The organism is Vibrio sp. CJQ_6 (genome assembly GCF_043106745.1).
GTDB classification, from domain to species: Bacteria; Pseudomonadota; Gammaproteobacteria; order Enterobacterales; family Vibrionaceae; genus Vibrio; species Vibrio furnissii.
Genome location: NZ_JBICMV010000028.1, coordinates 559,226 through 572,141 on the forward strand (window position 1 = coordinate 559,226; position 12,916 = coordinate 572,141).

Here is a 12,916-nt window from a genome sequence, read left to right on the forward strand (position 1 = left end):
AAACACGTACGTCAGCGCATGTGAGGAAAGGGACGGAAGGAAAATCAGTCTTGCGGTAAGTCTTCCCACAATACGATGGCGGCGGCGAGATCTTCCAGTGACGCGCCGACGGATTTAAAGAGGGTTATCTCATCATCGGAGCGGCGACCAAAGACCTCTTGGCGAGTGAGCTGTTCCAAATCACCGTGAATGTCTTCCATCGAGAAATGACCTTCAGCCATCGCCTGATGCAGATCGCCAGCTTCGCCTTTGGCACCCGCCCAGGTATCGACAAACACTTGACTGCGCGCCACGGCATCGCCATCACATTCGCGCATGTCTTTACGAAAGGCGCCGACTAAATCTAGGTGGCAGCCCGGTTTTAACCATTCACCCTTTACGATCGGTGCTTTGGAGAGCGTCGCGCAACTGATGATGTCAGCCTGCGCGCAGGCGTTGGCCAGATCGCTGACGGCCTCAATCTGCGTGATGGTGGTCGAGGCGCCTTGATAACCCTGATACTCATCAACCATTGCTTTCACTTTGTCAGGATTACGCCCCCAGACCAGCACGCGTTGAATCGGGCGCACAGCCGCGTGCGCTTCGATGAGCATTGGCGCAACTTGGCCGGTGCCGACGATCAATAAAGTTTCTGCATCCGCTTTCGCCAGATAACGCGCCGCCAATGCCGATGCGGCGGCGGTGCGGCGGCGTGTCAGCTCATTGCCAGCAATGCACGCCAGCGTTTGACCATGTTGGCCTTCCGATAACAGATACAAACCGGAAATGGCCGGTAAGCCCACCGATGAGTTTTGGGGAAACACGTTGAGCATTTTCATGCCGATGTACCCCTGCTGTTCCCACGCGGGCATCAGCAACATGGTGGCTTCGCCGTCGGGACGTTCAATGGTGTGATGGTGGCGCGCCGGGGCATTGACCCCCGTGCGAAACGTATCATCCAGTTTGTCGATGAGTGTTGTCCACGGCAAATGGCGAGCGACAACGTCGGCTGAGAGAAACTTCATAAAACCTCACAGAGTTAGAACGACTGGCAGCCAGAGCCGCCAGTCAGGGAGAACGTGATTTCTACGCGAGACATCTTATTCCCACGCAGGGCCGCCCATCACATCCGGTAGCCACAGCGCGGTCGCGGGGAAGGCGAGTACTGCGGTGAGCACCAGAAGCTGAATCACGATAAACGGCACCACGCCTGCATACATATGACGCAGAGAGATGTCCGGTGGCGTGATGGCGCGCAGATAGAAAATCGAGGGCGCCAGCGGCGGTGTCAGGTAACTGGTTTGCAGAACCACGAGGAACGCCACACAGAACCACACTTCGTCAAACCCAAGCAAGCGTACCACAGGCATGGCGACAGGAATCACGATGAGTACTACTGACATCATGTCGAGTACAAATCCGGCGAGGAACGCGATGATGAGGATCAGCGCCAAAATCGCCCAAGCTTCGAGGCCAGTGCCAAGCAGAACCGATTGTACGGTTGCCATACCCCCTGCAGCAAAGAACACGCCTGCGAACATGTTGCCGCCAAGTACAATCAGCAAGATCATCGCTGAGATGTTGACGGTGCTCATCAGCGAGTTCCACATGACTTTAACCGTCAGGTTACGGTAGCTGGCGGCCAGCAGAATCGATCCGAGTGCGCCACACGCAGCAGCTTCAGTTGGCGTGGCAAGGCCCATCAAAATGGTGCCCAGTACAGCGAAAATGAGAATCGCAGCGGGCAGCAGCGCAGTGAATGTCGCCACCAGTCGGTCTTTGAGGCTGTAGCCTTCGCCATCTTCCACCTGACGCGGCGCCACGGTGGGTTTCAGCCATGACAACATCACCACGTAAAGGATAAACAGCGTGGCCATCATCAAGCCGGGAAGCAGCAGGCCACTAAATAGCTGACCCACGGATACGCCCGCGACAGGGCCAAGTACAATCACGGTAATGGAGGGTGGGATCGCGGTACCCAGTGAGCCACTGGCACAGATCACGCCGGACAACAAACGTTTGTCGTAAGCGTGTTTCATCATGATGGGGATAGCCAGCATGCCAATCACGGCTTCGGTTGCACCCACCACGCCGCTTGCCGCGGCAAAAATGGTACCCAGCAGAATTGCACCAACCCCAAGGCCGCCGGGCATGCCGTGCGTCCACATGTGGATGGCTTTAAATAGCCGTTCGGCAATGCCGGATTTTTCCAACATCGCACCCATAAAAATGAACAGGGGAACGGCGGCGAGAATTGAGTTGGTGGCGGTTTCTTCAATTTTGCTCAATAGCTGATATGCCGTTACGTCGCCGAACTGCATCAGGCCGAAAATGGTGGCCACCAAAATCATGGAAAACGCGACCTGAAAACCCGCAAAGATAAACAGAATTAGCAGCGGGAACATCAACAGGGATAAATAATCACTCATACATTTACCTCGTGGCCCAGCGCCATGCGTGCGGACTTCAGCAGTTCCGCCAACACTTGCAGGCTGAGAACAGCCAGACCAATAAACCAAACGCCATACACAGGCCACATCACCGGGTTCCACGCAGAACGGCCGGAACGTTCGCCACTGTCAAAGGCTTCGTAGAAGTAGTGGTACAGCTCCAAGCTGATCCAGCTCACGATGGGTAAAAACATCAAATAGCACAGGCTGCGAATGGTCGCAGTGGCGCGAGGTTTGAGCTTCAGTGTCACCACATCGACACTGACGTGCTGGCCAAGGCGCAATGCATTGGCAAGGCCGAGCATAAAGATTGCGCCCATGACCATGTAACTGATTTCAAACGCCCACAGGGTCGGGGAATCAAAGATATAGCGGCTGAAGACTTCAGTGACGAGCGCACCGATCAGCGGCAATACCAACAGAGCGGCAATCAGCCCGGCAAAGCGGGTAATGGCCTCGATACTGGTAATCAACTTCATAGTGTTAACCTAATTACGATCGAAAAAGAGACCAGACAGCCGCCTTGCGGCGGCTGTGGCAGAGGAGATTAACTTTCGGTCACACCGATTTGCATACGGTATTCAGGCCACAGTTTGATCTGCTCTTTGAACTCACGTTGAGAGGTCAGCACGCGCTTGAACCATGCATTATCGGCTGCATGATCATTTTCCCATTTCTTGGTCTCTTCCAGAATTTGGCTGATGAATTTTGGATCAAGACGAACGATTTCGTTGCTGCCGTTCACCAGTTCTTTGTACGCATCAAGGTCGGCGTAAGACGCAGATAACCATGAATCGAACATAGACAGTTTTGCTGCCTGACGAATCAAGTCTTGTTCTTCAGCGGGCAGTTTATCCCACGCTTTTTGGTTGACCTGACACTCCAGGACGCCACCTGATTGGTGAATCCCTGGTAGGATCACGTATTTCGCCACTTCTTGGAAACCCGTTGGACGGTTCATCTCTGGGCTGCCCCATTCGGCTGCGTCAATCACGCCGCGTTCTAGTGCCGAGTAGATATCGCTGCCCGCCATCACCACGGTCGATGCGCCTAGGCGAGAGGCGATCTCTGCCCATGCACCAGAGGTACGAATGCGCAGACCTTTGAAGTCTTCCAGTGTGCGAACGGGTTTGTTGGAGTGAAGGAAAATTTCGGTGCCAAGAATGGAACAAGGGAAAGCAACCACACCAAATTTCTCTTTACGGTACTGTTCGTACAGTTCGATACCGCCGCCTTTGTACATCCACAACATGAACTCTTCTGGCGTCAGGCCGCTCGAGTGACCTGCCAGCAACGCTGTCGTTGGATCTTTACCGTAGTCGTAGTTGATGTAGTTGTGGCTGACGGTTGCGACACCAGATTTCACGGTGTCTGTCACTTTCAGCGCGCTACCCAGTGTACCGCCAGGGAAGACTTTCACGGTGATGTCGCCGTGGGTCAGCTCGCTCACGTTGTCGGCGAAGAACTTGGCATCACGCTCTAGCCAAGGGCCACCTGACCACGGTGTTGCCATACGCCATTCATCGGCGTACGCAGCTGACGTCGCCAGTGAAACGCACGCAGCCAGCGCCGCGGTCTTCATGATTTTACGAAGATTTCCTTTCATCTTTACTTAGTCCTTTTACGGGTTGTTGTTTTACCTCGGTTACCGAAGGTTGCGGCATTGGGGCCGCATCTCCCCACTCGTATACAACGCCACTGCAAGTGGGGGAAAGCATGCTGCCTGCCGACGGTGTCGGGTACGTCGGTTATTGGAATACTATTCTGTGAACTATTTCTTTTATTTTTCGCCAAAGAGCGATTGCATCTCTCGGGCGCGATCGGCACAGTCCTGCATGGCTTGTGCAACGATGTCACGAAGCCCAGCAGCTTCGAAAGAGGCGATAGCACGCTCCGTTGAGCCTTGTGGCGACATCACATTACGCATCAATTGTTCCGGTTCATCCTCACCGGTTAATGCCATGGATGCAGCGCCAAGGCCGGTTTGCAGTGCCAGTTTACGCGCGGTGGAACGAGGCAGGCCTTGCTTCACGGCTGCATCTTCCATCGCTTTGAAAAAGAGGAAGAAATATGCAGGTGCGCTGCCCGCGACGGCGGTGGCCGCGTCCATTAAATCTTCATCGGAAAGCCATTCGACAATGCCGGTGCTCGACAGCAGTTGCTCAATTTGCGCGCACTGCGCATCGCTCACCAACGCATTGGCTTTTAATGCGGTCGCGCCGCAACCAATCATGGCGGGGGTGTTTGGCATGGCGCGAACCACCGGCACCTGCTCACCTAACCATGATTGCAGGGAGTCAAGTGGAATCCCTGCCGCGATAGACAGCACCAACGGCGGCACGTCTCGAGCGTCGAGGGTTGGGCGAAGTTCGTCGCACACCATGCGTAGAATTTGTGGTTTTACGGCCAACACCACGATATCGGCTTGCTGGATGGCTGCACAGTTATCGCTGGTGACTTGAATGCCGAAACGGGTGTTGACGGCGTCAAGCATGGCCGTGTCGGGAGATGTCGCGGTGATGTGGTCGGCTGGGTATCCTTGACTGACCAAGCCGCCGACAATTGCGCTGGCCATATTTCCCGCACCAATAAAGGTGATTGTTGCTGTCATTGTTCTTTTTCTTCCTGATTAAAAGCGGTCTCAGCGCATTGTTTCCCTACGCTTGTTCCATTTAAGCAGCTCGGAATGTTGGATTATTGTTTAAAACTCCTGAGTTTTTGCGCAAATTGCAGCACTTGTTTAACATTTGAAACGCTTCTGAAATATTACTTGTCTTTTAAGTGAGATTTTTGTTATAAGAGAATTATTCTTATTTAACCTGGTCGGACATGTCTCCACGCTCATCATGGCTATTCGCATACGGACGCAAGCACTACAGAACAGTTGCCTTCATCATGACCACGATTACCATCAAATTGTGATTGCGTATCGTGGTGGCGCAGCGTTTGAAGTTCAGGGGCGGGGTGGCCAGGTTGACCCGTTCCACGGTTGCTTGGTTCCCGGAGGCGATGAGCACTTTTATGAAGGGATCGGCGACAACAGCCACATCATTCTCGACATACCAACCGAACACGTTGGCGTGAAACTCGAACGCCTGTTCGATTCCGCGCAATATTTTGATATCGATTCTGGCCTGCGCTATTTATTAGCGTACATGTACCGTGAGAAAGATGTCTGGGATTCCTATCCCGAAGCCGCAGAAGGGATCACCACCACCTTTCTTTCTAGTTTGCATCAACGCATGTTCAATCAGCAGGACGTCAATTACCTCCATCGTGGTCGTCTCGATTTAGTGGCGATTGATGAATACATTCAACAGCACATTGATGAAGCGTTGCCCACGTCGCGCTTGGCGTCGGTCAGTAACGTCAGCGCCGGGCACTTCCATGAACTGTTTCGTGAAGCGGCAGGCATGACTCCGGGGCAATACCTATTTACCGCGCGCATGAAGCGTGCCCGTCAGATGCTGCAGGACACGCGCCTTCCGTTGATCGAAATTGCCGAAAAAGTGGGCTTTTCCAGCCAAAGTGCATTAACCCACGCGTTTCGCCGTTTTTTTGGTGAAACCCCGGGGCAGGTGCGACGCAAAATGTCGGCGAAGAAATAATCGCAGAACATGCCGCTATCTGCGGTGAACATCTACAAATTATCGAGGATTGTCATATTAACTTCATAAGCTTGGCGTAATTTCTTCACAAAAAGAAGGAACGTATCGCCGTTATGAATGACGTCATGACGCGGCTCTGGCACCATCCCGCTGCGCCGCGCTGTTACACCCTCGTGAGCTTGCTTTTGTGTGTCGGGCTGATGGCTTGGTTGCAAGCACCAACACTCACCATGCCCCAAACTCTGGCTTTTAATCAGCTATCCTGTTCCGCGGTGCACACCGAACAACGCGCCGACCCAGCGCTGCCCAATTTAACCATATTGATCCCGGCGCACGTCATGGCAAGACCGCTGCTGTCAACGCTGTGCAGTGATCCTATGCTCAATCACCGCTTTCGTGATGTGACCGTGCAGTGGTTGCCACGTGGTGAACTAACGCCACGCATGATCTATCAGCAGGATTTTGATGTGATGTGGGGGCGCGATTATCATCTGGCTGGATTGAGCCCAGACTATCAGCGTTACTATGAGACCCTGCTACCCATGCCTCGATATGATGCGCTGTGGTTTGCCCGCGAGCCCATCACACCGCAATTTCTTGCGACGCATCGTATCGGTCTGCTCAGTGATACCTTCAGTCGTTCTGGCTATCAGTTGCCGGTCCAAGTGCTGGCGCAACTGTCTATTGATATTCATGCTGCCCGTGTCACCCGTTATCCGTCGCGTCAGGCGATGCTTTCTGCGCTCACGAAGGGTGAGGTTGATGTCATTCCGGATACCAATTATAGCCCGCTGTATCAGGGCGATACGTTTTATCAAACGACGATCGCACAGGGTATTTCTGCTGGTGGCTGGTATGTCTCTCGCTCACTGCGCGATGAACCTGTGCTCCACCAATTGAAGTCTCATCTTCACCACGTATTGGCTGCTTTTTCCTCATGATGACGATTCCTTTTTTCCACCGAATGCAGATGGCTCAACTGCTCGGTTTGATTGTGTGTTATTTGCTTTTGTCTCTATTGTTCAGTGCAGTGCTGACTCAGGCTCGCTTGCAACGGGTCATTGATGGGCCGATCCAGTCGGCCCGTAACCAGATTTGGCAAGACAGCGCCGAATTGGGCGAGCAGGCTGAAACCCAAGCGCTGTTTGCGCTGCGAAGCCAAGAGGCGCTGAGCCATCTGCAATGGCGCAACCCGTTGCAAGTGCTGGCAACGTGCGGGTTCGAGTCTTCAAACTCAGCAACAAACGGGCTGCGATTCCCGATTACGCTTCAGCTGCCATCGCAGGGTGGGGCGCAGCGCCTTGCCATGCAGTGCGACGTGCAGTGGCTGCCATGGGGCAGTCTTGCGCTGTTGGCGGCGGGGCTGACTTCTCTATTGATGCGTTGGCGGCCGCAACCTCTCAGGCCGAGCGATCAGCGTCTGCTGCATCAGTTGTCTCAGCAAGGCGTCGATGCCAAGCTCTGGAAGCAAGCGCTGCAGCACTTTCGCGGCTCGGCGCCGAGCGCTGAACCTGATGGCAGTTATTTGCTGGCGGTGCTCGCAAGCCGTCAGTCTTCCTACACGATTGAAGACGCGGTTGAACAGCTCAATCAAGCCTCTCAGCCGTTGGCGCTCAAGTTCATCACTCATGACGGTCAAATCCAAGTGCGCCTGAATGCGTTGGTGATCCCTTTGTCGGTTACGCCGGCTATTTACTGGTTGTGGTACGCGCAGCGCCGCAAGTGCGAGAGCGATGATGGTTGGGTGAGCAATCCGCCTGCTAACCGTCCGGATGTGCGCAGTGCGCAAAATTTGATTGCGTTGATGGCGCAATTTGGGGGGCATGGCCGCGCGATCAGCGAGCTTAAACAACATGGTTTGCGAGCCAAAACCCTCGATCAGAACCGCAATAAAATCAAAGAAGCGCTGCTGGGTGTGGTTGGGGAGACGCTTACGGAAGCTTGCGGTTTTGAAAATGGCCGCAAAGATCAAAACGCACAGTTCTGCTACCGTTTAAAGATGTCTCCAAATCGGATTAATATTGCTATCGAAGGTTTTTAACTAATTGAAATTTATTGGAAATATTTTAAAGATATCTCTGTCTTGAGCCACTAAAAAGTTGTAACCGAAGCGTCATGTTTTTTCGCAAAAGTAACGTTCAGACCGCTCGAACACGGCGTTTGAGTGGAAGACAACACAGTGAAAAAACGGAACAATCATGAAGCAATTCTCAAAAGTCTGCCTGGCGATGGCAGCGTGTGGTGCCCTGACGCTTTCTAACCCATCTTTTGCGCTCAATATTCTGCTGACGAATGACGACAGTTGGGAGACCACCAACATTCAGGTGATGAAAAGTACGCTCGAAGCGGCGGGTCACGATGTGATTATGTCGGCGCCTTGTACCGGACAAAGTGGCAAAGGCGGCGCGATGACGTTCCTCAAACCTGTGTCGGTTGATGAGACCCAGTCGGCAGATCAGGAATATTGTGTCGGTGACACCGATACCTCGGTGGCGTTTTCCAGTTTCGCAGAAGGAACGCCGGTGATGGCGGCGATCTACGGGATTGATGTCGCCGCGCAGGCCGTGTGGGGACAGGATCCAGATCTGGTGATTTCGGGACCGAATGAAGGGAACAACCTTGGTTATATGAACAACAACTCCGGCACGCTTGGTGCGGCGATGATTTCACTCAGCCGTGGCATTCCGGCCATTGCGGTCAGCGCCAATTCCAATACCGTGTCAGACGCAGAGCAATCACAACTGGTGGCGAACGTGGTGGTTAAGATTGTCGCGCAGTTGGTGGCCAATCAACCTTCGGGCCAACCGCTATTGCCTGCTTACACTGGGTTGAACGTCAATACCCCGGAAGAGATGAACAGCACCATGGGCTACAAGTTTACCGATGTGGGCTGGAACGGCGGCGGTGCGCTGCTTAAATTCAGTGATGATTTGTCTACCGATTCTACTGCCCTGTATTACACCATGCAGAGCCTGATTGCGGGCGGCATGACTTCAGAAGAAGCGCAAGCGGCGGCAACGAGCGCCTTATCTGGTAAGCAAGGGCTGACTTTCACCACCGGTGACGCTGGTGACACCAGTGAAGATTCTGAAGGTATCGCGGTTAACGAAGGTTACATCACCATCAGTACCATTGATGGCAACGTGCAGGCGGCGCGCGGCAAAGTCGCGTTGGTTAGCCAGCGCTTGATTGGCTTGGAATAGGGAAGTGGTGATGAAACAGCAACAATGGATGATGGCACTGTGCTGTGTGTTTGCCTTGTGGGGGTGTAAACCCACCGACGACACCATACAAGTGGGGACGTATGAAGGTGTGGTGTGGCGTGATGACACGGTACCGCTCTCAGCGCAGATTGTGGTGCAGAATTCTACGACGTTACTGACGCTGTGGGATGAACGTGAGCATCAAGCTTCGTATGTGGGCAGCAGCAGTGAAGGTCTGCTGGTATTTTCGGCGGTAGCGTTAAGTTGCGAAATGAGCGCCGCTGCGCTGGCGTGCACCAACAGCAATGGTGAAACGACGTTGTCTCCGGTCTTTGCTGAGAGCGTTGATATTGCCAGCTTTGCTGGTACTTATCAGGCGCGTTACAACGACGCACTGCTGCAAATGAACATAGATGACAGCGGCGCACTTACCGTCAGTGGCGCAAGTTGTGAAAGCTCCGGCAGTCTGACCGCGACGACTGAGGTCAATGGCTTGGCGGACATGCAACTGACGGATAACCAATGCGCTGCAGCAGGGCATGTGAATCTGGTGACGCTGGAAACCGAGAACGAATCGCTGGTCAGCTTGAACATTCAGACCAGTAGCGAGACGTTTCCTCAAGTGTGGGTTCAGATGTAACCTCTTCTCCAAAATGAACGAAAGCTCCCAAATGAACGAAAGCCGCTGGGTAGCGGCTTTCGTGGGTGATCATGCTTCGTTGGCGATGATGCTTATGGGGCGGGACAGATCGTCTCGCTACAACGAACCTTTCTGATTCAACATACGGGTGGGCGGTGTTTCGCGTTTTGACAACGCTTGCGTCATGTCAATCACCACGCCGTGCGCTTGGTGGTAATGGCGGTGGACGCGCGGTGTCAGCTTGATGGTTAGCTCGTAAGGAATGGTGCCAACGTGGTTCGCGATGGTTTCAATGGGCAGGTTTTTCCCCCACATCTCTACCACATCTCCTACCTGATCGGTTGCATCTGGACCTAGGTCGACGGTGATCATATCCATAGAGACACGCCCGACAATAGGCACCAGCCGGCCATTGACAAAGACCGGCGTACCACTTGGTGCGCTGCGTGGGTATCCGTCGCCATACCCCATCGCAATCACACCGATGTGGGTATCTTGTTGCGCGTGCCAAGTTTCGCCATAGCCCACAGGGCGGCTGGCTTGATGTTTGCGCACGGCAATCAAACGGGTATTGAGTGTCATGACAGGCACCAGCGCGTGATCGCGGCCCGTGTGTTCGGCACTGGGTGAGATCCCAAACAGGGCGATGCCCGCACGGGCAACGTCGAATTGCGATTCTGGCCAAAACAAAATGCCAGCAGAGTTTGCGATAGTTTTCGGACCATCGTATTGCGCAGTCGCTTGATTGAAACAGGCCAATTGGCGCTGCGTGGTCGGATGGTTGATATCATCAGCGCAGCTAAAATGGCTGATGAACCCTAACTTTTCGCTCAGCTTGTGCGTACGTTCGATGCGCGACACATACTCGGGCACTTGAAAGGGCTGCACGCCCAAACGGTGCATGCCCGTATCGACTTTCAGCCATACATGAATTGGGTGTGCCAGCGTGCTGGTTTCGAGATCGTGTAGCTGTTCTTCACAATGAATGGTGGTGTCGAGTTTGAGCTCGGCGGCGCGTTTCAAATCGTCTGCACAAAAGCAGCCTTCCAACAACAAAATGGGTTGAGTGATGCCCGCTAGGCGCAGCTCCTCTGCTTCTTCTAAACGTGACACGGCAAAGCGATCAGCATCTGGCAGCGCGCTGGCCAGTTGCACGGCACCATGGCCATACGCGTCACCTTTGATGACCGCCACCACTTGTTGCGAACCGCTTAATGCTTTCAAGCGACGATAGTTGTGTTGGAGCGCGTTGAGATCAATGTGGGCTTGGGCGGTTATCATATGGCTTCCTGCGATTGATGTTGTCTTTAGAACATAACTCCTAGTTGCTGGCTATTATGTAGCAAATTCATTGCTTGTGTTAGTTATTTGTAGATTATGTAACTGTGATGTTGGTGTAATTCTGATTGATTATTCTGTTAAATTTATGTTGATCAATATGCTGTTCTTTGGATGGAATCGGTGCTTATATAAAATTCTAGTGATGGATGAAAAAAAGGAGTTTCATAAATTCCGTGCGGTGAGGCGTTGGCGAATGACGCTTCAACATCTTGGTCTAAGGTATTTGCGCCACTTCGCCGTCTTTTTGCGCAAGGCGAGCATCATTCGAACGTCGTTGGTGATTATTTGTTCTGAGCGAGCGGGCAATGGATCGATTGAATGAAATGAGCGTCGCTGGCGGGCATCGTTTTGTGGTGGGGGATTGGGCTTGAAGATAGTGAAATACGCTGTAAATTGAACATTTCATGAATTTATATAAACCCATGACGAGCACAGATTTGACGTGATTTTCTGCGTGAATTGATGAATGCAGACAAATATGTTGTCAATATGTCGCCTCGCAGCATGAGCGCCAACCTGCTTTGCGCCGCGTAGGTCGATGGAACGATGAGACACACCGGCATATCGCACGAGTAGGACCATCGTTTGGTTCGCGTGCGGCTTAAGGTATTATCGACAGCACACAGGATAAGGGGAAGGAATCGCACGTGGGCAGAAGTTTTTCGACACAAGATGTGAGAGCACAAGAAGGGTTTGCCTACTGGCAACACAACGTGGAACGAACCTTTGCCTCGCCCACCCACAACCGAATGTTGTCTGAGGAGGCGTTCCACGGCGAGCTAGATGTTAAAAGCTTAGGACGCAGCGCTTTGATCTCGCGCATTCGCTCGACACCGATTGAATATGGCGAGATGGACGACGTCGAATACAGCGACGATTATTTCATCTGTTTGTCGCTGTGTCCGTTGGCACGCTTGACGCAAGCTGGCGTGACATCAGAGCAGCACGCGGGCGATATCGTGATGTATGACAATCATCAGCCATTTCGTTACACGTTCCCTCAAGGTGACAACCAGATTGTCATTTCCGTGCCGCACGCTCTGGTGCGTGAACATATCAAGGATTGTGAGGCATGGTTGAATGTCACCTTAAAGCGGGATGCGCCGTTGGTCTCGTTTGTGGCCGCCATGCTTGAACAGGCTTGGTTGACCGAAGAGCAAGAAGAGGTGTTTGGTGACCAAATGTTGCGCGCCATTTTGATGATGCTGGGCACGGCGTTTCAGGCCGCGTCGGGTGACGCCAGCGCATTGGTGCAACGCGACAAGCGAAATAATTTGGCACTTGCGCAGCATTATATTGAGCAGCAGTTGGGCGATCCCGCGTTGAGTGTCGTATCGATTTCAAGCCATTTGCACATGTCGGCGCGCACGCTCAGTCGCTTGTTTGCCAAGCAGAATACGTCGGTGATGCGCTGGGTTTGGCTGCAACGATTAAAAGCGTGTCGTCGTATGTTGCTTACCCATCAAGAGATGGCCATCAGCGATATTGCCTATCAGCAGGGATTTTCAAATCTGCCTCATTTCAACAAACTGTTTAAGGAAAAATACGGCATGACGCCCTCACAAATGCGTGATTCAGCCGCCTAAATTGTCCGTATCAGCACATCGGTTGTCCGGCTCAGAATAACGCGTGCTCCCGCTGCGCTTGCATAATTCCTTGTATCGCACCGCACGCAGCTTTTGCCAAATCGTGACG

Annotated in this window: 12 protein-coding genes; 6 read left to right on the plus strand and 6 right to left on the minus strand. The window is 53.1% G+C overall.

All coding sequences use genetic code 11. From position 1 onward, the window contains the following. Nucleotides 1-44: 44 nt before the first annotated feature. The 5 genes from ACF8PK_RS17385 to proC all read right to left on the minus strand — a co-directional run bounded on the left by ACF8PK_RS17385 (nt 45) and on the right by proC (nt 5,040). The gene (locus tag ACF8PK_RS17385) at nt 45-1,004 is read right to left on the minus strand and encodes an ornithine cyclodeaminase family protein (RefSeq protein WP_158108740.1); all 960 of its coding nucleotides are present in this window, start codon (nt 1,002-1,004) and stop codon (nt 45-47) included. A gap of 75 nt (nt 1,005-1,079) precedes the next feature. Next, nucleotides 1,080-2,408: a TRAP transporter large permease subunit gene (locus ACF8PK_RS17390; protein WP_172562896.1), complete on the minus strand. Its 1,329-nt coding sequence runs from the start codon at nt 2,406-2,408 to the stop codon at nt 1,080-1,082. Further along, a complete protein-coding gene (locus ACF8PK_RS17395; RefSeq protein ID WP_158142018.1) occupies nt 2,405-2,908 on the minus strand; it encodes a TRAP transporter small permease subunit in 504 nt (167 codons plus the stop codon). Before ACF8PK_RS17395 ends, ACF8PK_RS17390 begins: the two co-directional genes overlap by 4 nt. Nucleotides 2,909-2,976: 68 nt before the next feature. Continuing rightward, nucleotides 2,977-4,035, minus strand: a complete 1,059-nt coding sequence (dctP, locus tag ACF8PK_RS17400) for a TRAP transporter substrate-binding protein DctP (RefSeq protein ID WP_143679405.1) — start codon at nt 4,033-4,035, stop codon at nt 2,977-2,979. A gap of 174 nt (nt 4,036-4,209) precedes the next feature. Then, nucleotides 4,210-5,040 (minus strand): pyrroline-5-carboxylate reductase, encoded by an 831-nt coding sequence (proC, locus tag ACF8PK_RS17405; RefSeq protein ID WP_238771035.1) that lies wholly within the window; start codon nt 5,038-5,040, stop codon nt 4,210-4,212. A 235-nt stretch (nt 5,041-5,275) separates the two neighbouring features. Between proC and ACF8PK_RS17410 the strand changes: the two genes are divergently transcribed. The 5 genes from ACF8PK_RS17410 (at nt 5,276) to ACF8PK_RS17430 (ending at nt 9,880) form a co-directional block, all read left to right on the plus strand. Then, on the plus strand, nt 5,276-6,037 hold the full coding sequence (locus tag ACF8PK_RS17410; protein WP_232281731.1) for an AraC family transcriptional regulator: 762 nt from the start codon (nt 5,276-5,278) through the stop codon (nt 6,035-6,037). A gap of 113 nt (nt 6,038-6,150) precedes the next feature. Next, the gene (locus ACF8PK_RS17415) at nt 6,151-6,978 is read left to right on the plus strand and encodes a hypothetical protein (RefSeq protein WP_275725074.1); all 828 of its coding nucleotides are present in this window, start codon (nt 6,151-6,153) and stop codon (nt 6,976-6,978) included. Nucleotides 6,979-7,007: 29 nt separating this feature from the next. Continuing rightward, a complete protein-coding gene (locus tag ACF8PK_RS17420; protein WP_392442701.1) occupies nt 7,008-8,078 on the plus strand; it encodes a hypothetical protein in 1,071 nt (356 codons plus the stop codon). Nucleotides 8,079-8,235: 157 nt separating this feature from the next. Then, entirely contained in the window at nt 8,236-9,240 is a 1,005-nt protein-coding gene (locus ACF8PK_RS17425; RefSeq protein WP_392442704.1) for a 5'/3'-nucleotidase SurE, read from the plus strand. A 10-nt stretch (nt 9,241-9,250) separates the two neighbouring features. After that, the gene (locus ACF8PK_RS17430) at nt 9,251-9,880 is read left to right on the plus strand and encodes a hypothetical protein (RefSeq protein ID WP_392442707.1); all 630 of its coding nucleotides are present in this window, start codon (nt 9,251-9,253) and stop codon (nt 9,878-9,880) included. Nucleotides 9,881-9,997: 117 nt separating this feature from the next. Here the strand turns inward: ACF8PK_RS17430 and alr are convergent, their stop codons facing one another. Continuing rightward, the gene (alr, locus tag ACF8PK_RS17435) at nt 9,998-11,161 is read right to left on the minus strand and encodes an alanine racemase (protein ID WP_392442710.1); all 1,164 of its coding nucleotides are present in this window, start codon (nt 11,159-11,161) and stop codon (nt 9,998-10,000) included. A 707-nt stretch (nt 11,162-11,868) separates the two neighbouring features. On the opposite strand from alr, the gene ACF8PK_RS17440 reads away from it, so the two are divergent. Beyond that, nucleotides 11,869-12,807 carry a helix-turn-helix domain-containing protein gene (locus tag ACF8PK_RS17440; protein ID WP_143679400.1) on the plus strand — a complete coding sequence of 313 codons (939 nt, stop codon included), beginning with the start codon at nt 11,869-11,871 and terminating at the stop codon, nt 12,805-12,807. Nucleotides 12,808-12,916 lie beyond the last annotated feature (109 nt).